Source organism: Kitasatospora sp. SolWspMP-SS2h (genome assembly GCF_003259315.1).
GTDB classification, from domain to species: Bacteria; Actinomycetota; Actinomycetes; order Streptomycetales; family Streptomycetaceae; genus Kitasatospora; species Kitasatospora fiedleri.
The window spans coordinates 1-18,831 of sequence record NZ_QLLT01000048.1; the positions used below are offsets into that span (position 1 = coordinate 1).

Genomic DNA, 18,831 nt, shown 5'->3' on the forward strand with positions numbered 1-18,831 from the left:
CCCGGGAGAGTGCCGCCCGCGGCGGCGACGTCGCGGCCGGCATCGAGGCCGCGGCCCGCTGGGTGGCCGAGAACCTGCCCGTCTACGCCCTCAACGTCGTTCTCACCACCGCCGACGAGCTGTGGGCGCTGCGCTACCCGGACACCCACGAGCTGTACGTCCTGGAGCGCCGGCCCGGCGGCCACCACGGCGACCGGCACCTGGAGCACGCGGGCACCGCCGGGCACATGCGCGTCCACTCCGGCGACCTCGCCCGCACCCGGGCGACCGTGATCGCCAGCGAGCGGATGGACGACGATCCGCACTGGAGGCTGATGGAGCCCGGGGAACTGCTGCACGTCGGCGCCGACCACACCGTCACCCGGCGGAGCGTCCTGGCGGGCGAGCCGGTCCACCGCCTGTCCCTGGCCGACCTGGAGCCCGAGGCCGCTGCTTCCCAGAAGGGGAGCTGAGCCTCACCCGCGCCGTCGAGGCGTCCTTGGCCGGGGCGCGGCCGGCGCCACCTGTCGAGCGCCTTGCCGGTGTCCGCGGCCCCGGCGCCCTGCTCGCCGCGACGGCCGGGGCGGCGTCCCGGCGGGGGTCGCTCGTGCGCCTGCGGAGGCGAGGCGCGCTGCTGCGGGCGCAGCACAGGGGGTCTGTCCGGCCTCGGAGGGTCAGCGGGCGCTGGGGGTGAGGCCCTGGAGCTGCCGGACGGCTCCGCGAGCGGGCCGGAGCGGCTTTGGCAGTGCTGTTCGGTCGGGGCTGTTCGGTCGGTGCTGTTCGGCCAGGTCGGAAGGCCGAGGTCAGGGTGCTGCTCCCGTCGTCGTCCATCCGCTCCGTCCCGCTCCGTCCCGCTCCGTCCCGCTCCGTCCCGCTCCGTTCTGTCACGGCCTGCCCCGGGCCTGGCCGAGCCGGGACGGCTGCGGGGGAAGCCGTCCCGGCTTCGGCGACAGGCCGCTCTTCGCCGTGCTGCGGTACCGGGCCCCGGCGTGCCGGCCTACCGGGTCCCGCTCTGCCGGCCTGGCGCAGGCGCGGCGCCGGGTGGGGGTCGGTCGGCGCCGGGTCGCTGCGCGGGTCTTGGGGGAGGGGCGGGTGTCAGGGGTTGCCGGTGTGCCGGGCGTCCGGCTCCGGGCGGTTGCTGCGGTGACGGGTTTCGAGTGCGCTTCGCAGGTTCGGCAGGTCGGTGAGGGTGATCTGTTCGGCGAGGCGGGCGAGCAGTCGGCGCAGGGCCCGTTCGTCGCGGTCGCGGATGGCCTCGGCGAGGGCGGTGAGCAGGGAGGCCTGGGTGTGGGGCTCGGGCGTTCGGATCGTTGGCACGGGGTGCTGGCCCCTTCTGCTGGTCGGCTTGCGGCGTTTTGCGGCGGGTGGCGCGGGTGGCGGGGCGGTGCTGTCCCGGTCGGTGCGGCCCCGAAGATTATCTCTTCGCGGGACACGGAAAAATCTATGCTGGCCGAGGTAGACATCATTGTGGGGCGGGGTTAGTGTCTCTCTCGTAGGGAAGAAGTCGACGCAACCGCCAGACACGAACTGGCGGGAGCAGTACCGGTAGTGCCGGAAGTGCCGGAAGTTCGCAGGTCGGCACGGTCGCGGAGCTTCGAAGCCACGCCAGGACTGGCGCAGTGCGGCGACGGGGCTGGCGGCCGGGCCGGGTGGCCCGCGGTGATCAGGGGCCGCCACCGGCAGTACCGCGGTGAAGTCGAGTCGCAGTACGGCAGGTGCAGCAGTCGCAGTACGCGGGATCTCAGCAAAGGCGCCGGGCTGCGGGCGCGCGTGCTGAGCGGGCAGTACCCAGTCAGTTGGATCAGTAGTTCGCAGGAATCACGCAGAGGAAACGGAGGGCACGAGCGCCATCAGGATCGCCCGGCCGGTGAGGCAGCAGTTCTCCTCCGGGCGGACACCGCAGACCCCTGAGAGTACGAAGGACGGTGGTTTCCGGTCACGCATACGCGATCCCCGCACGCCCCCTCGACGGGGCGGGTGCGGAAGTAGAGAACACCGGCCCAGCGCCGGTGGATGGTGTTGTACCCCTTCGGGGCCCCGGAGCCGCAACGGCGCCGGGGCCCCTCGACGCGTTCTCGAACCAGGTAGCAGGAAGAGGTGCAGTGACAACGGCAACCGACCGGCCCCACACCCCCCACACCCCTCATACCCCCGACCCCGTCAACTCCTTCGACGACGACGACTACCCCGCCTACACCATGGGCCGCGCCGCCGAGATGACCGGCACCACAGCCGGCTTCCTACGCGCCCTGGGCGAGCAGGGCGTCATCACCCCACTGCGTTCCGAGGGCGGCCACCGCCGCTTCTCCCGCTACCAACTGCGGATCGCGATGCGCGCCCGCGACCTCGTCGACCAGGGCACGCCCATCGAGGCGGCCTGCCGCATCATCATCCTCGAGGACCAGCTCGAAGACGCCCTGCGCATCAACGAGCAGCTCCGCGGGAAGGACCCCGCCGCGGACACCTGACCGGGCAGCCTCCCGCGCCCCGACCCCGGCGGTGGAAGGCGCGGTACGCCTCGCCCGCCCGGCCGCCTCGCCCGCCCGGCCGCCGGTCGCGGCCGGTCGCCTGCGGCGGGGCGGCGGACACCGCCTCCCGCCCCGGGCCGGGACCCGGCCGCCGTGGCCGGCTCGAAGGCGCCCGCCCCTTCCGGCTCCGGGCCGGACCGCAGCACCGGTGACCGTCCGGGTCCCGGCCGTGGCCCGCCGCTGCGCGTGGCGGCGAACACCGCCACCGGGTACGGGCCTTGAACGGCCGTGGCGCCTGCCGGGCGGCGCCCGCGTCCCGCGACACCCCATCAGGGGGAGGGGCGGTCCTCGCCCCGCACCCGGCCGGGCTCCGGGACGGGCGTGCATGCGGGGTCAGCGGGGGTCGGTGAGGCGGATCGGGACGGCGAGGGTGAGGAGTCGTCCTGCGGCCGCGGCGGGGGGGAAGTCGAAGGCGGTGGTGAACTGGCCGGTGACGATGAGCAGGGTGTGGTGGGTGCGGGCGGCGCGGGTCCATTCACGGGTCGCGGCGAGGGGCCCGTCGTACCAGGGGGTGCCGCAGGGGCGCCGGACGGCCAGGTGCCGGCCGTCGAAGAGCGCCGACCAGCCCTCCTCCGACCAGCCCTCTTCGAGCCGCGGGCCGCCGCCTTCGGCCCCGCGCCAGCCCTCCGCCGAGGGGGTGGGCCGCGCCGGGTCGGCCGGGGCGACCAGGACGGGCCGGTGACCGGGCATCAGTTCGGGCCAGGGCGGCCACACCCCGTCGGCGGTGCTGATGATCGGCTCCATGCATCCCCTCTTCCCCGGACGTGATCATGCCACCCCCCGCCGCGGCGGACAGCCGATGGTCCGAAGCACTCTTCGGAGCCCGCGCCCAAACGGATCGTCCGCAGGCCCCGTCCCGGCACGGACCGAGAACCGCGAGCCCTCGACCGGACCGCCCCCCCCGCCGGGCTCCCGGCCCCGGCCGAGCGGCGAAGAAGCATGGAAGACGCGGACGAACCCGCGCAGCGATGACCAGCAGCACCCGCCGGCAACGCTCCGGCCCGTGCTCGCCGAACACGGGCCCTCCCCGACCTGTGCCGGGCCCGTCGAGTACGCCCCGCGCCAGGACCACCAGGACCGCCAGGACCGCCTGGACGCCGCAGCCGCGCTGCGCAGCTTCCCCCTGGCGCAAGACCCCTTCCGGCCCGCCCGCAACATGCTCTGACACACCGCCAGGGACAACGTCATCGACCACGCCGACCCGGTCTGGCTGACCTTGGCGGCCTCTCGGCCACGGCCAAAAACGCCGGCGCCTTCGCGGCGGTGGGTCGGCGGTCAGCTCCGGGTCGGTGCCGGTGCACAGTTCAGATGCCCTTGCCGCCGGGCAGAGCGAGGGCGAGGGCGTCGGCGGGCACTGATCGCAGGGTGCCGGTGTACCAGTCGCTGCTCCCGGTCCGGTTCTTCGCCGTGGACTTCCTCGGTGAAGTGGGGGTGGAGCGTCGGACCGCTCGGCCGGGGCGGCGGCATGCCGAGGTGGTCCAGCGTCAGCCATGCCGCCGCAGCGCCCGTGCGCCGGTCCTTACGCGGGACCTCGCTCCGGAAGCGATCGAGAGGCATCAGGACCGTGTCGGTGAACTCGCTCCGCTCGGACCGCGGTTGGGCGACCTCGACGCAGTCGGCGGCGGCGGACGCGTGCGGATGGCGTCGGAGCAGGCGTCGTCCCGGACCTCGGTGACGGGCCGGACGCTGCCCTGGTAGCCGGTCTCCTCCAGGAGTCCGGCGGCAGCGGTGCCGGCCGGGCCGACGGCCGGTTCGACGGAGCCGCCGGGCAGCTCGTGCAGGACCCGCTGGGGGCAGGGGCGGAACTGGCGGGCGAGGACCACCTGTCGGCCGAGGGTGAGGGCGAGGACGGCCGCGGCGGGCCGCTCGCACTTGAGGTGGAAGTCGTTCTCACTGTCGTCGGGGAGTTTGAAACCGGGCGCAGGACAGCGTCACCGGCACCGCCCTGTGCGGTCCCGACGACCCGGCCGAGCGCCTACGTCGAGGGCGCGGGCGGCGTTCATCAGTCTGTGGGCGCCTTCGGTTCGGTCACCGGGCCGAACTCGGACAGGTCCAGCGTCGAGGTGAGCTGGTAGTTGTCGCCGGCGCAGTCCACCGTGAGCTCGGAGAGCCGGCCGTCGGTGTCGATGAGGAGGCCGGTGCCGCAGTCGGTGATGTGGTGTTCGGTCAGGCGCCGCAGGTTGCGGGCGCTGACGGCCTGCCGCAGTTCGGCCACCGGCAGCCGCCCGGACAGGCGGTATGCCTGGCCGCCCTTGCGCGTGCGCAGCTTCTCCATTCCCCGGTAGGAGGCCGGGTCGGTGGCCAGCAGTGCCCGCACCAGGGGGCGGTGGTCCGCCACCAGTGGCTCGGGGGAGCGCTCCGTCCTGGTCCACAGCCCTTCGTCTATGCGGTGGTAGGAGGCTTCCCGGGTCAGCGTCAGGTACACCGTGGTGACGACGTCGCCGTCCAGCCCGACGACGGACAGCTCGCCCGTCTGGACGTCCGCCACGTTGACGGCGCCGCTGGTCCTCTCGTCGGAGCTGGTGTCCCTCACCCGCTCGGACAACGTGGCGGAGAACGGGGCCTGCGGTGTGTCCATCAGCGCCAGCAGCCCTGCCGCCTCCCGTTCACTGGCCGGTGCCGACGGCGAGGCGGGAGCCTGCTCGCTGCTCGGCGAGGAGCCCGAACAGCCCGTCAGGGCCGCAGCCGCGACGACCGCCACCGTCCAGCTCCGAGACACCGACACCGAAAACCTCCATGAAATTCTTACTCAAGATCGACAGCACATACGTTCTCGCAGGCCAATGCCCTCGCGCAAGCAGATTCGGTAGCGAACCGATAATATTTCCTGACGTCCAGTCAATCCCGCTTGAATTTCGCCAATCCCGGATTGCGGCACCTACTCGTTCCGCAGGGGCCGCGGCAGGCCCCGGGTCCCGGCCAACTGTTCTCCGGCACCGCTGCGTGCGACGCGGCCGCAGGACAGGCCCTTCGCCACTGATTTCCGGCGGGACCGGTCCGGGTGCCGGCACGGGGCGACCCCACCCGCCCGCCACCCCCACTGCTCCCTCCCGCTCGCCGCTCCCGCCGACCCAAGCCGGCGGACAGCCACCCTGCCCGGACCCGGCTCCGCCCGGACAGCGCATCTCGCACGGCGCGGACGTGCGACATCCAGCCCCTGCTGCACGCCACCCGCCTCCCCGGCGGCCCCGCAGCTACCGCACCGCCACCGACGGCGCCACCTTCGAACACCAACCGGTACGGCTGCGCCCGAACGGCACCGGCCCCCTGCCGGTCCACCAGCCGTGGCCCGGGCGCCGGGCCACTCCTCCAATGACGCTGCCCTGCCAAAGGCCTTGCGCCACCCGCCCTCGGCTTGTGATGTAACGTCCGCCCTCGGACGAACGCTGGCTGTTGCCTGCGGTGGGATGCGGTCATGCTGGAGGTCAAGCCCCGTTGGTTGGTCTCGTCCACCTGGTGACCACCCGCAGCTCTTGTTGAGGTGCGGGCCAGATCTGCAGGCGGATGCCCTCGGGGGCGAACCCTTCCGGGTCCGCGGCGGCAACCGTTAGGCCGCTGCGGGAGACACGGACACGCATCCATCCGGCCGGGACGTCGAACCGGGCAGCGTCAGGCAGGTAGTCGCTGCACCCCAGGATGGCCAGGCGCCCGGAAGGGACGTGGACGCTCGCCTCCACCACATGGTCGAAGTCGACGGAGTCGTCCTCGGGCTCGCCCTCCAGGATGTCCACCGCAACGACGACGTCCATGTTGTTGACCGTGCTGAACGCCAGGATGTCTTCCGCAGTGGCGAGGGCGTCGAACAGAGCCTGTGCCGTCCATGCCTCCCCTACGTCACTGTCGGAATGCTCGTCCATCACATGGATCTGGTGGTAGTCGGCGAAGAGTTCCAGATGCGTCGTCACGAAGACATCATCCCGGAAAGCAGCGACAACTGGCGGACGAGCAGGGGCGATGGGAGGCGCTGAGCTTGTAATTCATCCGGCCCGGCGTGGTTTGGTGCCGACTTTGTGGTGGGTCGATCGATGGTAGGGCTCGCCGGTAGTCCGGAGTAGACCCACGTCGTAGCGGGTCGCGGGGCGGCGGTTCTTCGAGCCGGGCGGGCGTCCGGGGCCGGGCCGGGAGGGTTTCGGCACTTCGGCCGAGGTCGAGACGGGGCTGAGGTGCGGGCGCGTAGGTGTCGGAACCCGCGGCGGACCCGGGTAGAGGGGTGAGGTTGTTCGGTTCGGCCGGCTTCTCCCATGGCCGTCGCAGGTCGATGGCGATGGGACGGGCGAGGCGGAGCTGGGTGTGGGCGACCACGATCGGCCAGGTCCAGTGGTCCGCCGCTTCGGCATCTCGCAGCCTCGGGGCGGTCCAGCCGAGTGTCTGCTTGATCATCCTGAAGAAGTGTTCGATGTCGGACCACCGCAGGAAGGTCTGCCACGCCAGGTCGGTATCCGCCGGGGCTGCTGTCGGTCGTGACCACCACAGCCCCAGCGGCTCGAGGTCACCGCCGCTGGGCAGGTGGTCGACCTGGAGGCGGATGACGGTGCCCTCGATGACCGGGAGCTTGCCGGGGTGATCCCGCCAGGCGGCGCGCTGCTGCAGTTCGGGGGGAGCCGGTCTCAGCTCTGGGCGTGGGCGGTGCCGTAGCGGGTGGTCTCGGACTTCGTCTCGGCGTCCGGGGCGCCCCAGGTCCTGGCGTCCTTGAAGATGAACTCAGCCCCGTGCTTACTGATCATTTCAAAATGAGGTCCGGAGCTTCCTCAGGCAGATGATGCTGCATGCGAGTTGGAGCAGGCCGGGGTCAAGCCCCGCCCTCCTGATTCAACGCGTCCTGTACACCCCGCCCAAGCGGTTCGACAAGAGGAACGTGACCTTCCTGACCGGTGCCGAGATCGACGCCCTGCTCGCGGCACCGGATCCGCAGCGCTGGGAGAGCTGATGGAACAAAGCGATGCTGGCCCTGGCCGTCCAGACCGGCCTGCGCGTCTCGGAACTCACGAGCTTGGACTGCGACGACGTCACCCGCGACGCCGTCGCCCAGCGCCTGGCCATCCACGTCCAGGCCGCCGCCGAAGCCTGCCCGGCCCTCCTCGACAAGCGCGTCCACCCGCACGTCCTACGGCACAGTTGCGCGATGTCCCTGCTCCAGGCCGGTGTCGACACCACGGTGATAGCGCTCTGGCTCGGCCACGCCGGTGTCCGCTCCACCGACGCCTACGCCCACGCCGACATGACCATCAAGGAGAAGGCGCTCTCCCTGACTGCACCGGTCACCGCCCGCCCCGGCCGCGACCAGCCCGCCGACAAGGTCCTCGCGTTCCTCGACCGCCTGTGAGCCGTGAGCGGAGCCGGGGGTGACAGTCCGCTTCGATAATCTGCGGCGGTGGCTGATGATTCGTTGAAGTTCCTGATCGATGCCGATCATGGGCAGTTCTATGTCCAAGACCTCGAGCCCTATGACGCGTGGATGGCCGAGCACGCGATGGACCCGGATCTGCCGCCGGCTGGCTGGACCGACGAAGCGGTACACGTTCACCGCATCGGGGTGGAACCGCACTCGATCTCCGTCGGCACCGCATGGGATGACATGGTCGAATCGCTGATCACCATCCACACGTCCGCGCCAATGATCGAGTCGGCGGCTGAACACATCGTGGAGGTGGACCTGGCTGCCCCCATTGGCCAACTCGCCGTGTCCAGCCCGGGAGTCCACCCGGAGGACGGGCCGAGCATGACCGTCCCCCTGGGCTGTTGCGAGCCCGGGTCTCCTACATCCCGTCTGATCCACCGGCCGTCGACACCAATGGCGGCCCCGGCGATCACTTCCTCTATCGAATCGACCTCTGGCCCGCTGACCGGCCATGCGGGCTCGTCGTCCTCAAACAGGGCCCAAATCCCTGGGCAGGATAGATCCTCCCGCCATCGACTATGCCGAGCACGACAGCCGCCGCACAGCCCAGATCAGGCTTGCTGACAGCTTTCTCGGCATAGTCGCGGTCTCGGCATAGGTCGATCTATGCGGATATCCGCATAGATCGACGAACCCGGCTACATGGGACTCGACCGCCGCGGGGCCGAGTTGCTGTTCCAGGTTTTGTCCGAGCGTGAGGAGAAGAACAGCGTGGCCATCGCCTCGAACGAGTCGTTCGCCGGCTGGACCAGGACCTTCACCGACCCCCGGCTCTGCGTGGCCATCGTCGACCGCCTCACCTTCAACGGCACCATCACCGAGACCGGCACCGATTCCTACCGCCTGGCCGGCACCCGAGCTCGCGCCGAACAGCAGCAGGTAGTCATCCGAGGTGCGGAGGTTCAGATGTGGGCCCGGATCTGCTTCACCGGGTGGCCCAGTTGATCGGCCAGGGCCGTCAGCTCGTCCTCGCTGAACCAGGAGCGTTCGGGGTTCCAAATTGCGATCTCGAAACGGGCAAAACCACAGGGCCAGTCGTAATCCAGCACGTCCAGAGTAGTGGATCCTCCGCAGCACGGGACCTCGACCGCGAGCGTGGTGAACCCGTCGTCGCAGTGAGCCTCAAGGAGATCGCCCCACCACTCCGTGTCGATGGCCGCCTGGCACAAGGGGCAGCCGATTCTCTCCAGGTTCTCCCCACAGTCGACGACGGTCACCACGTCGTGCCACCTCACGTCGACCTCCATGTCATCGGCAAGACCGGGAATCAGGTCCTCGACGAGCGCGACGACGCGATCAACCGCATCGCGGTTCGGTTGCCACTGCGGATCACTTGGAATGATCGACAGGACGTCATCGCTCATGGCTTCCCCATCTCGTCAGGCCATCGACCACTGCAAGTCGCGACGCGATGTTATCGATCGGACGTTCTTGCGCCACACCGTCCCGGACCTGAAGTGCCCGACACGGACCGGTGGGTGTTTCCAGAACTCGGCAACATCCCAGAGCCGGCCGAGCATCAGGTGATGCCGAAACCCACCGGCATCCGTTCTCGGTTCTCATCTACGCAGCTACACTGCCCGCCCTGCTCAACCGGACTCACCATCACGGCCTTCGCGTCAAGTCCTTTCCCTCTTGGCCGAGTTCAGAATCATGGGAAGGCCGTACCGCTGTCCCGGGAACACCTGGACGAGTGATCACCAGGTCCGCCTGTTCGAGGCCGCTGGATAAATCACAAGCTCAGCACTGCGCGCCGCAGACCGCCGAAGACGTCGCCACGGGGCCCGGGCCTTGGCACCCGGCGCGACGACCGGGTAGGGGACGCCGACGACCAGGCAGCCGTGGACGCCCGCAGTCTCCGCCCGTCCACGACCAGGCGTACAGGCCCGTTGCAGCCGCAGCTGCGGCTGCGGGCGGCCCCAAGCGGCCGGCACCGCAGCGCCGTCCTCGTTCACCGGGCTCCCATGCTCGGTCTGTGGTTGATGGTGGCCGTGGCAGTACCGGCTGCGGCGGAAGCGTTCTGGTCGGTGGTGACGGCGTGCAGCGGGCGGCCGCCGACGTGGAGCCGGGTGGCGGCCGGTTAGCGGTCTGCCGGCGCGCCACGCGCACGATACAGCGCCGCTACCGCCTCCCAGCAGCATGAAACCGCTGGAGGGCCACCGGCCTCTCGGCGCGGACGTCGGATGTTCCGGCGGCTCGACGGAAGGAACCACATGCACGTCAAGAAACTCATCGCGGCCATGGCCGTGACCGGCGGTCTCCTGGCCGGGGGCCTCGCCACCGCCGCCCCGGCGTCGGCCCACACCGCGGACTGCACCTTCCACCAGGTGTGCCTGTACTACAGCTCCAGCACGTACGGCTTCGGCGCCTACTACCGCCAGACCGCAGACGTCTCGAACTACGCCGGCAAGTACTTCAAGGCCGGCAACAACGGCAGCACCGGCGCCGGCGTCGAGGTCAAGAACAACGCGGCGGCGATCGACAGCTGGCTGAGCACGCAGTTCACCATCTACTACAACAGCGGCTACAACTGCGACGTGGTGTGCCAGATCTTCGACCCCTACGCCACCTTCCAGAACCTGAGCTCCCAACTGAAGAACAACAACGCCTCGGGCCGTGTCCCCCCGAGCGCCGGCTGGTAGGGACCCCGCCGCCCCGAGGCCCTCGGTGCGGTGGTCCCCGGCCCGTCCCAGCCGCCGGGAACCACCGCACCGAACCGCATCCGCCCGCCCGTCCGTCGTGCCCCACGATCCGGAAGAGTCAACACCCGTGCCCAGCCGCCGCCGTCCCGCCGCCACCCTCCTGACCGCCCTGCCGCTGCTGCTCACCGCGTGCACGGCCGCCGTGGCCTCGGCCCCCGGCGGCAACGGCGGCAACAGCGCGCCGCCACCCCCCTCGGTGTCGGCCGTACCCGTCCTGACCTCGGCCAACGACCAACCGCTGCCCCTCGACGCCTACCTGCTGAATCCCCAGCAGAAGCTCGACGTCCTGAAAGCCCAGGCGCTGCTGGTCTCGACCTGCATGCAACGCTTCGGATTCGACTACAAGCCCCCGCAGGTACAGCTGCCCACGCGCAGCGCTGACGCCCCCACCACCCGGATCGACAGCCGCTACGGGCGCCAGGACCCCGCCCTGATGGCGGCATGGGGCTACCACCCGGAAGGCGGGCTCCTGGCGGCCCGCACCGCCACCGACGGCGCCACCGGCGGCGCGGACAGCAGGATGAGCCCGGAGATGACGGTGGTGGCCACCGGCTCCGCAAGCCCCACCGCCAAGTTCGGCCCCGGAGGGCAGATCGTCGCCGGCGTCAAGGTCCCCGACCACGGCTGTTTCGGCGAAGCGGCCAAACGGTTGGCCGGCTCCCCGGACGCCCAGGTGGGCGACGCGAACGCCGCCGTCAGCGCCAAGCTGGCAACCCTGGACAACTCCCGGAGCGACCCCCGCACGCAGGCGGTGTTCGCCGACTGGTCAGGCTGCATGAAAGAAACCGGCCACGACTATCCGGACCCACTGGCGGCGATGAACGACGAACGGTGGTGGACGACCGACCTGCCCTCGGAGCAGGAACGACAGGTCGCCACCGCGGATGCCGCCTGCCGCAAGCGGACCAACCTGGTGGGAGTCTGGTACGCGGTCGACCGCGCCTACCAGCAGCAGGCGATCGAGGCCGACGCCGAGGCGATGAGCCGGGCCGAGGCGACCGTCCGGGCGCAGGTGCGGGCCGCGCAGCAGGTGCTGGGCCACTGATCCGGGCTGCGGCCCGAGGATTCACCGGTTGACCCCGCAGGTGCGGGGACGACACCGTCCCTGTTCGCCCAGCCGCCTCGGCCCGGCGCGGAGCCGGCCGTCGGACGGGCGCCCCTGCGGTGCGCCCGTTCTGCCGGGAGTGAGCCCGGGTGGTGCGCCCGCGCGGGAGCGGAGTCGGTGAGCCCCTGCCTATGGCGATCGTCCCATGCCCGCGACCGGCGTCCCGCTCCTAGCATCGGAGTTCCGCTACCGGAGGAGCATCATGCGCTTACGTGCCCGTACCACCGCCACCACCCTCGCCGCGGCGGCGCTCGCCCTCGGCGGTGTCACCGCCGGCGCCTCGCCCGCCAGCGCCGACACCGGTGTCCACTGCGCGGCGTCACTCCTCAACGTGGTCGTCTACGCCTGCGACGCACCGGTCGGCTCGGGCGCCCCGTACACCTTCCACGTGGACGTCGAGTACTACTACGTGGGCGTCGGCGGAGGCCTCTTCGGCAGCTACATGCCGATCGACCACGACGTCGTCCTGGTCTGCCAGACGGCCACGCAGACCGACGCGACCACGTGGCAGGTCAACCCGCAGTCCCCGAACTGCATCACCGGCTAGGACGCTTCGCGAAGCGCGTCCGATCCGTCGTCCCGGTGGTGCGATCGCGCCACGCGCGGGTTGCGCCGGCCGAGCTGCACCACCGAACGGAGCCGGCCCCGGTCGGCGGGGCCGGCTCCGGGCGTATCCCGCGCGAGCACCGGCACCGAGCCGGCGGGCGGCATCCGGCACGCCGACCCGCCCCGAGGACGGATCCGGCAAGACGGGTCCGAGCAGCCGGCCGCGTCGGCCGCAACGCCCCGGTCCTCGACGTGCAGCAGCCGCGTGCCCGCCCGCACCCGCTCCTGACCGTGCAGCGTGTGCCCGTGCGCCCCTACCGCATGCGCCTCCACCCGCTTTCCCTCCACCGGTCGACGGCACTGCTCGCGCTGCTCCTGCCCGTGGCGGGATCGCAGGGCCGCCCACCCGTGCTTCCACCTGCACTCCACCCCGACCGGATCCTCCCGGCTGAATCCGGTCGGGCGGTGGTTCGCCGAACTGGCGCAGGAGAAGCTCCACCGCGGCGTCCACCGCTCCCTCCGGGCCCCGGAGCGCGACATCCGCACCTGGCTCACCGACTGGAACGACCACCCGCGCCCGTTCGTCCGGATCAAGACCGTCGGCGAAATCCTCGACGAGGTCGCCGCCCACCACCGGCGAATCCCCGACTCGGGTCACGGGAAGGCGGACCCGGTCCGGGCCCCTCTCGTCCCGCCGCGGCCCCCGTCCTCGTCGGCGTCACCCCGCACCGGTGAAGGTGCGCCCTCCGGTGCCCGCGCGCTCCGCGCCGCGGCGAGCGGGCCCAGGTGCTGTGCGGCGCTGTCCAGCAGGCCGAGGTCGGCCTTGGTGTGCGCGATGGCGGCGTCGATCAGGACGGCGACCAGTGGCTCGTCGGCGTGGGAGCGGCGCTGCCGCGCCAGGCCCGCGAGTTCGGACAGGTACGTCTGCCGCTGCGACTCGATCAGTTCGGCCAGGGCCTGCGGGCCTAGGGTCGACGCGCCGAGGAGCTTCAGGAACAATTCGTCGCGGAAACCGCCGACGCGCACCCAGGCGCTGGTCGCCCACGAGCGCAGCTCGGCCTCGCCGGCCTCGGTGAGCGTGTAGAGGTTCTTGTCGGGCCGGTCGGTCTGCGTGACCTGAGAGCGTGAGACATAGCCGTCGCGGACCAGCCGTTCGAGGATCTGGTAGAGGTGACCGATGTTCAGGCCGCCCCACTGCGGGCCGATGGCCTCCTCGAAACGGGCCTTGAGTTCGTACCCGTGACTCGGTCGCCGGGTCAGTAGCGAGAGCACGGCGTGATGGAGCGGCATGTACGTCCCTTCTGCATTGTGACAACATATCGCTGCATTGGCGCAATGCAGGGCGGCGACGTGCGCGCCGCGAGGGACGAGGGCGAGGCGGCATCCATGGCTGTGAGGGTGGCTTTACGCGGGGTGAGTCGTCGGTATCCCGGGCTGACCGCTCTGGACGAGGTGGACCTGGAGGTCGCGGCCGGCGAGGTGGTGATGCTGACGGGGCCGTCCGGCGCCGGTAAATCCACCGTCCTGCACGTGACGGGCGGCATGGACCAGCCCGACGAGGGACACGTCGAGATCGACGGTGCGGAACTCGTGCGCCGGGACCTCGACCGTCACCGGCGGCGTACCGGCTTCGTCTTCCAGCGCTTCCACCTGCTGCCCGCGCTGACCGCGCTGGACAACGTGCTCGCCCCCGTCCTGCCACGCAAAGTGGACTTCGACCGGCGTGCACGCGGTATGGAACTGCTCGAAGCCGTCGGCCTCGACCAGCGGGCCGACGCCCTGCCTTCGCAGTTGTCGGGCGGTCAGCAGCAACGGGTCGCCGTCGCACGCGCGTTGATCAACCGACCGGGTCTGCTTCTGGCGGACGAGCCCACGGGCAACCTGGACAGCGTCATCGGACGGGAGGTCATCGACCTGCTGATGTCGCTGCGCGAGCGGTACGGGATGACGATGCTGATCGCCACGCACGACGCGGAGGTCGCCGCCAACGGCGACCGGGTGGTGCGCCTGCAGGACGGCAGGATCGTCTCGGACCAGCGGATCACGCCGTCCTGCGACGTGCTGCAGCGGCTGGGGGGCCTGCGCCCGTGATCACGGTGATCCTCGATCAGCTCCGGCGGCGGCGCGGGCGCGCACTGGCCCTGGCCGCCGGAATCCTGGTGGCGGCGACCAGCTTCACCCTGCTGACCGCGACGGTGAGCACGAGCCAGGCCGCCACCGTGGGCACCGTACGGGACAACGCGCGGTCCGCCTACGACGTCCTGGTCCGCCCGCCCGACTCGCAGACGGACGTGGAGCGGCAGAGCGCACTGGTCGCGCCCAACTTCCTGTCCGGCACGTTCGGCGGCATCACCACGGACCAGTACGACCGCATCCGCGGCATGGCCGGCGTCGACGTGGCCGCGCCGGTCGCCAACATCGGCTACCTCATGGTGGCGAGCACCGTCACCGTGGACGTGTCCCGCTTCCTGGACGGCGACGCGTCCCGGCAGATCCTGCGCATCACCCCCACGCTCACCTCCGGACTGGGCAGCTACCGCACCTCGGACGAGTACGTCTACCTCACCCGCTCCCCCCTGACCTCGGGATCGGAGTCGGACGGCCTCTTCGAGTCCGACACCCTGGAAGCGGCCGACGCGGACGAGGACACCGAGCGCTACCGGATCAACGGCAAGTACGACGTCTGCTTCTACTTCAACTGGGACAAGACCGGAGGGAAGCAGTTCGGCCTGAACCTGCCGCTGAAGCCGAACATCATCGCCGAGGACCTCAGGGACAGGTCACCGTTCGACCCGGACCTGAGTGCACGGATGAACTGCCAGTCCGGCCGGGACAAGGCCACCATCGACATCCCGGTCAGCTATCCCGTCCTGCTCTCCGCCATCGACCCGGTGGCGGAGGACCGGCTGGTCGGCCTGGGCGGCACCATCGCCTCGGGCCGGATGCTCAGCGAGCAGGACGAGCCGTGGGAGGTGTCGGGCGCCGAGAGCGTCCACGGACAGCGCGACATCTACATCCCGGCGCTGCTCAGCGACAACCCGCTGACCACCGGCACGCTCGACGCCACCGTGGAGCGGCTCGACGTCGGCGACCCCGCCGAACTGCCCTCGAAGCTGGGCAACCCGGCGGCGGACGGTTTCGTCCGGAGCCTGCGCGGCACCCCGGTGGGCACGACCCGGGTCGACCTCAGCGCGGGCTACCGCAGGGCACTGGAGGTGGATTCGTTCGACACCGGTGTCTACTGGACGGTCGGCCCGGTCACCTACCGCCGGACCCCCGGCGGCGGTCTGGCCGCGCAGCCGCAACCGCCGCAGGAACCCGGCCTGTGGATCACCAACTCGAACAAGCAGCCGTTCCGCAACGTCCCCGAGGAGAACCACCAGGGCGTCCAGTACCGGGAGGTGACCAGCCACGCCTCCACGGACTGCATCGGACTGGGCAGCTGCGAAGGCGTGGACTCCGGCCGCCTCCCCAACCCCTTCGTCCGGCTGGTCGGCCGCTACGACACCGGTGCACTCCCCGGCTTCTCGCCCCTGTCCGAGACCCCGCTGGAGACCTACCAGCCGCCGCAGGTCACCGGCGCGGACAGCGCGACCCGGGCGAAGCTCCACGACGAGCCGCTGCTGCCCGACCGCAGCCTGGGCGGCTACGTCAGCCCGCCGCCCACCATGCTGACGACGATGGACTCCATCACCGCGCTCACCGGGAGCCGTCGGGTCCCCGGCCTCCAGGACGAGGCGCCGCTCAGCGCGATCAGGATCCGGGTGGCCGGAGTGACCGGCGTGGACACCGCCTCCCGGGCGCGGGTGAACGCGGTGGCCGGGGAGATCCGTGCCGCCTACCCCCTGCTCCAGGTCGACGTCACCGTCGGCAGCTCACCCGCCCCGCGGACGGTGGTGCTGGCCGACTCCGTACAGGTGACCGAGCGTTGGGTCGCCAAGGGCGTGGCCCTGCGCATCCTCAGGGCCGTGGACACCAAGAGCGCGGTGCTCTTCGTACTGGTCCTCGTCGTGTGCGCACTCTTCCTCGGCCAGGCGGCGCTGGCCTCGGTGCGCTCGCGCCGCACCGAGATCGGCACGCTGCGCTGCCTCGGCTGGAGCGGCGGCGAGGTGCTCCGCCTGGTCCTCGGTGAACTGGTGCTGATCGGGCTGGCCGCCGGAGCCGCGGGCGCGGTGCTCGCGTACGTGCTGGGCGGGGCGCTGGGACAGCCCGACGCCGGCGCCAAGTCGCTCCTCGTACTCCCGGTCGCGCTTCTGCTCGCCACGGCGGCGGGCCTGGTCCCCGCCTGGCTCGCCACCCGGATGGGACCGATGGAAGCCGTCCGGCCCCCGGTGACGCCGGCCCGCCGCGCGCGTCCGGTGCGTTCGGTGGCCGGACTGGCCGCGCTCAACCTGCTGCGGGTGCGGGGCCGCACGCTGCTGGGTGCGGCGGGGCTGGCGCTGGGAGTAGCCGCCTTCACGGTGCTGCTCGCCCTGACGCTGGCCTTCCGGGGCGAGGTCGCCGGGTCGTTGCTCGGCAGCGCCGTGGTGGCCCAGGCACGCGGGGCGGACTACCTGAGCGTCGCCCTGTCCCTCGTGCTGGGAGCCGCCGGCGCCGTCGACGTCCTCGTCATCTCGCAGCGCGAACGCGCGGCCGATCTCGCGGTGCTGCGAGCGACCGGCTGGACCAACCGGGAACTGGCGAAGCTGACCCTCCACGAGGGAATCGGCCTGGCCCTGCTGGGCGGCCTGTCGGGCGCGGTGGCCGGTCTGGCCGGGGTACTGGCCCTCGGCCGGGGCGTGCTGCACGGACACCTGCTCACGGTCACCGGCGCCGCGCTGCTGGCCACGCTCGCGGCGACCGCCCTGGTGGTGGCAGCCCTGGCGGTACCGATCCGGGGGCTGTCCCGGATCAGCGCCGCCGACCTGGCCGCGGCGGACTGAGCCGGCGGAGGCCACGGGGCCTCCCGGCGTCGGGGGTGTCCGCGGTCGTGGTTTCCCTTCCGCCGAGTTCGCCTTCGGCGTGCCCGGCGACCTGCTCGGCCGCAAGCTGCTGATCGCTGCCGACTCGACGACGGCGGCGCCGGCCCGGACCGCCCGGATCCTCTGAGCGGGCACCACACCGGACGGTCCAGTGACCCGAGTCGGGGATTCGCCGGTGGTGGGCGGCGACCTCATCGAGGATTTCGCCGGCGGTCCTGGCCCGGATGAACGGGCGCGGGTCGTCGCTCCAGCCGGTGGGCCAGGTATCGACGCGCGCGCCCGGTCGCGGCTCTTCTTCGGCCGCGCGGGGAAGACGCGGGCCGGACGGGCCGTCAGCCGGTCGCGTCGGGTGGCCCCCCGCTCGCGCGAGAGCGGCTGGTGCCGCGCCGCGCCGGGGGAACTGCTCGCCGCCGCTTCGGCCGGGACGGCGGCGACAGTCAGGAAGCGGTCCCGGCCGGACGGCCTCTGCGGACCTGTCCGTCCACCCCGGCTGCCACTCCAGTGAGGGGCGGTGAATTCCTCATGCCGTACGGCCCGTGCTCGTTGACCTGCCGCCCGTGCCCAAGGAGACGAGTCCCGCCCAGACCATGATCCGACGCTTGCTGTGCTGCGTCTGCGGGCAGAGCACCGATGATTCCGGAGACTACGTGCTCCTCGGGATCAGCTCCCCCATCGGCCCTGCCGAGCAGTGGCTCGGCGCCCGCGCGGAGCATCTCAACGGCGTCCTCGCGCGTGGCTTTCCGGTCGAGGTGCACACGATGTGACCCTGGGCGCGCTGGGGCGCCCCCCGTCGGTCCGGCCGGACCGCACCCGACCGGACTCGCGCAGCGCAGGCCGCACTCGACCTCAAGGCCGCCGACGGAGCCCGTGAAGTGCACCTTCCAGCAGTGATGGGACCATGAGCGGGTGTTCGAGGCGATCGGCCCGGGGCGCCCGGACCGGCCCGCAGCGAGTCCGCCTTCTTGGTCAGGGCAGAGGCCGGGGGAGGGTGGGACGTGGTCGGGTTCGCATGCGACGGCGGGTTCACCGAATTCAGGAAGGGCTTCGGCGAGTGGCTCCACCGGTACCTGCTCGGCGAGGACGTCTTCGGGCCGGGCGCGGGAATGCCCCGCCGCGGGGCGGCGAGGATCCAGGATCTCCCCAAGGCTCGTGGAGAGGGTGTCGTCGATCGCCGCGGTCCCGCTCGCGCCAAGTAGGGGTGCGCGACAACGGCAGTGGTGGTCATGCCGTTCGTCCGGCAGCCAGCGCCGACCCTAGGTTCCGGCCCGGCGCGTGACCGCGCAAGCAGGCGGGCCCGCGCCGAGGAGGAGCTGACGGCCCGGCAGACCGCCCTGGCGGCCGTCCAGACCGAGCAGCAGCAGGAGGACCAGGGTCCGGCCGAGACGAAGGCGCCGGTGACCTGGGGCGCCGAGCGGGCGTGCCGCGTGTGCGGGGACGGGGCCGGCGCCCGGTTCGAGGACGGCACCGGCGTGGACGCCGGCCACGACTGCGACCAGGACGACGGTCCCGAGATCGGCCGGGACGGCCGGGCCGAACGCACCTGCGGCTGGTCGACGGAGACCCAGCTGGCCGACGGCGAGTACGTCGAGGCGAACCACCACTGCGCCACCGG

The 18,831-nt window shown here is 71.6% G+C and carries 19 protein-coding genes and 2 pseudogenes; 13 read left to right on the plus strand and 8 right to left on the minus strand.

Going from position 1 to position 18,831, the window contains the following annotated elements:
- Nucleotides 1–452 (plus strand): class II glutamine amidotransferase (locus tag K353_RS32870; RefSeq protein ID WP_199528319.1); only part of this gene is annotated, 452 nt, incomplete at its 5' end.
- A 622-nt stretch (nt 453–1,074) separates the two neighbouring features.
- Here the strand turns inward: K353_RS32870 and K353_RS32875 are convergent.
- Nucleotides 1,075–1,296, minus strand: a complete 222-nt coding sequence (locus K353_RS32875) for a hypothetical protein (RefSeq protein ID WP_111557142.1) — start codon at nt 1,294–1,296, stop codon at nt 1,075–1,077.
- A gap of 881 nt (nt 1,297–2,177) precedes the next feature.
- Between K353_RS32875 and K353_RS32885 the strand changes: the two genes are divergently transcribed.
- A complete protein-coding gene (locus K353_RS32885; RefSeq protein ID WP_233533989.1) occupies nt 2,178–2,447 on the plus strand; it encodes a MerR family transcriptional regulator in 270 nt (89 codons plus the stop codon).
- A 393-nt stretch (nt 2,448–2,840) separates the two neighbouring features.
- On the opposite strand, the gene K353_RS32890 is transcribed toward K353_RS32885, so the two are convergent.
- Nucleotides 2,841–3,251: a hypothetical protein gene (locus K353_RS32890; RefSeq protein WP_111557145.1), complete on the minus strand. Its 411-nt coding sequence runs from the start codon at nt 3,249–3,251 to the stop codon at nt 2,841–2,843.
- 259 nt (nt 3,252–3,510) lie between these two features.
- On the opposite strand from K353_RS32890, the gene K353_RS34700 reads away from it, so the two are divergent.
- Entirely contained in the window at nt 3,511–3,672 is a 162-nt protein-coding gene (locus K353_RS34700; protein ID WP_158585560.1) for a hypothetical protein, read from the plus strand.
- A gap of 391 nt (nt 3,673–4,063) precedes the next feature.
- Here K353_RS34700 and K353_RS32895 read toward each other — a convergent pair whose 3' ends face one another.
- The 4 genes and pseudogenes from K353_RS32895 to K353_RS36400 form a co-directional block, all read right to left on the minus strand.
- Nucleotides 4,064–4,330: an NUDIX domain-containing protein gene (locus tag K353_RS32895; RefSeq protein ID WP_111557146.1), complete on the minus strand. Its 267-nt coding sequence runs from the start codon at nt 4,328–4,330 to the stop codon at nt 4,064–4,066.
- Between the two features lie 179 nt (nt 4,331–4,509).
- Entirely contained in the window at nt 4,510–5,232 is a 723-nt protein-coding gene (locus K353_RS32900; protein ID WP_146616644.1) for a hypothetical protein, read from the minus strand.
- Between the two features lie 700 nt (nt 5,233–5,932).
- Complete coding sequence (locus tag K353_RS32905; RefSeq protein WP_233533984.1) at nt 5,933–6,412, minus strand: hypothetical protein; 480 nt, start codon at nt 6,410–6,412, stop codon at nt 5,933–5,935.
- A gap of 72 nt (nt 6,413–6,484) precedes the next feature.
- Nucleotides 6,485–7,222, minus strand: a pseudogene (locus tag K353_RS36400) (transposase); the annotation flags it as partial.
- A 41-nt stretch (nt 7,223–7,263) separates the two neighbouring features.
- On the opposite strand from K353_RS36400, the gene K353_RS37385 reads away from it, so the two are divergent.
- From K353_RS37385 to K353_RS32930, 4 genes and pseudogenes are all read left to right on the plus strand, one after another.
- Complete coding sequence (locus K353_RS37385) at nt 7,264–7,434, plus strand: hypothetical protein (RefSeq protein WP_158585561.1); 171 nt, start codon at nt 7,264–7,266, stop codon at nt 7,432–7,434.
- Nucleotides 7,435–7,446: 12 nt separating this feature from the next.
- Complete coding sequence (locus K353_RS32920; RefSeq protein WP_111557148.1) at nt 7,447–7,830, plus strand: tyrosine-type recombinase/integrase; 384 nt, start codon at nt 7,447–7,449, stop codon at nt 7,828–7,830.
- A 48-nt stretch (nt 7,831–7,878) separates the two neighbouring features.
- Nucleotides 7,879–8,469 (plus strand): hypothetical protein, encoded by a 591-nt coding sequence (locus tag K353_RS32925; protein ID WP_199528320.1) that lies wholly within the window; start codon nt 7,879–7,881, stop codon nt 8,467–8,469.
- Nucleotides 8,470–8,529: 60 nt separating this feature from the next.
- Nucleotides 8,530–8,850, plus strand: a pseudogene (locus tag K353_RS32930) (ATP-binding protein); the annotation flags it as partial.
- On the opposite strand, the gene K353_RS32935 reads toward K353_RS32930, so the two are convergent.
- Nucleotides 8,808–9,269, minus strand: coding sequence for a hypothetical protein (locus K353_RS32935; RefSeq protein ID WP_111557149.1), 462 nt, complete (start codon nt 9,267–9,269; stop codon nt 8,808–8,810). The pseudogene K353_RS32930 and the gene K353_RS32935 overlap by 43 nt on opposite strands.
- 849 nt (nt 9,270–10,118) lie before the next feature.
- Here K353_RS32935 and K353_RS32940 point away from each other — a divergent pair.
- The 3 genes from K353_RS32940 (at nt 10,119) to K353_RS32950 (ending at nt 12,259) form a co-directional block, all read left to right on the plus strand.
- Nucleotides 10,119–10,547 carry a hypothetical protein gene (locus K353_RS32940; protein WP_233533985.1) on the plus strand — a complete coding sequence of 143 codons (429 nt, stop codon included), beginning with the start codon at nt 10,119–10,121 and terminating at the stop codon, nt 10,545–10,547.
- Nucleotides 10,548–10,674: 127 nt separating this feature from the next.
- On the plus strand, nt 10,675–11,652 hold the full coding sequence (locus K353_RS32945; RefSeq protein WP_111557150.1) for a hypothetical protein: 978 nt from the start codon (nt 10,675–10,677) through the stop codon (nt 11,650–11,652).
- Between the two features lie 262 nt (nt 11,653–11,914).
- Entirely contained in the window at nt 11,915–12,259 is a 345-nt protein-coding gene (locus K353_RS32950; protein WP_111557151.1) for a hypothetical protein, read from the plus strand.
- 653 nt (nt 12,260–12,912) lie between these two features.
- Here the strand turns inward: K353_RS32950 and K353_RS32960 are convergent.
- Complete coding sequence (locus K353_RS32960) at nt 12,913–13,548, minus strand: PadR family transcriptional regulator (protein ID WP_111557153.1); 636 nt, start codon at nt 13,546–13,548, stop codon at nt 12,913–12,915.
- A 45-nt stretch (nt 13,549–13,593) separates the two neighbouring features.
- Between K353_RS32960 and K353_RS32965 the strand changes: the two genes are divergently transcribed.
- From K353_RS32965 to K353_RS32975, 3 genes are all read left to right on the plus strand, one after another.
- Complete coding sequence (locus K353_RS32965) at nt 13,594–14,349, plus strand: ABC transporter ATP-binding protein (protein WP_370447698.1); 756 nt, start codon at nt 13,594–13,596, stop codon at nt 14,347–14,349.
- The gene (locus K353_RS32970; RefSeq protein ID WP_233533986.1) at nt 14,346–17,180 is read left to right on the plus strand and encodes an FtsX-like permease family protein; all 2,835 of its coding nucleotides are present in this window, start codon (nt 14,346–14,348) and stop codon (nt 17,178–17,180) included. Before K353_RS32965 ends, K353_RS32970 begins: the two co-directional genes overlap by 4 nt.
- Nucleotides 17,181–17,755: 575 nt before the next feature.
- A complete protein-coding gene (locus K353_RS32975) occupies nt 17,756–17,983 on the plus strand; it encodes a hypothetical protein (protein WP_111557154.1) in 228 nt (75 codons plus the stop codon).
- Nucleotides 17,984–18,831 lie beyond the last annotated feature (848 nt).

Excerpts from the sequence above, each read along its gene's own strand:
- K353_RS37385 (WP_158585561.1), top strand. The coding sequence starts at position 7,264 with ATGATGCTGCATGCGAGTTGGAGCAGGCCGGGGTCAAGCCCCGCCCTC.
- K353_RS32890 (WP_111557145.1), bottom strand. The coding sequence starts at position 3,251 with ATGGAGCCGATCATCAGCACCGCCGACGGGGTGTGGCCGCCCTGGCCC.
- K353_RS32920 (WP_111557148.1), top strand. The coding sequence starts at position 7,447 with ATGCTGGCCCTGGCCGTCCAGACCGGCCTGCGCGTCTCGGAACTCACG.
- K353_RS32885 (WP_233533989.1), top strand. The coding sequence starts at position 2,178 with ATGGGCCGCGCCGCCGAGATGACCGGCACCACAGCCGGCTTCCTACGC.
- K353_RS32965 (WP_370447698.1), top strand. The coding sequence starts at position 13,594 with ATGCAGGGCGGCGACGTGCGCGCCGCGAGGGACGAGGGCGAGGCGGCA.
- K353_RS32960 (WP_111557153.1), bottom strand. The coding sequence starts at position 13,548 with ATGCCGCTCCATCACGCCGTGCTCTCGCTACTGACCCGGCGACCGAGT.
- K353_RS32940 (WP_233533985.1), top strand. The coding sequence starts at position 10,119 with ATGCACGTCAAGAAACTCATCGCGGCCATGGCCGTGACCGGCGGTCTC.
- K353_RS32950 (WP_111557151.1), top strand. The coding sequence starts at position 11,915 with ATGCGCTTACGTGCCCGTACCACCGCCACCACCCTCGCCGCGGCGGCG.
- K353_RS32935 (WP_111557149.1), bottom strand. The coding sequence starts at position 9,269 with ATGAGCGATGACGTCCTGTCGATCATTCCAAGTGATCCGCAGTGGCAA.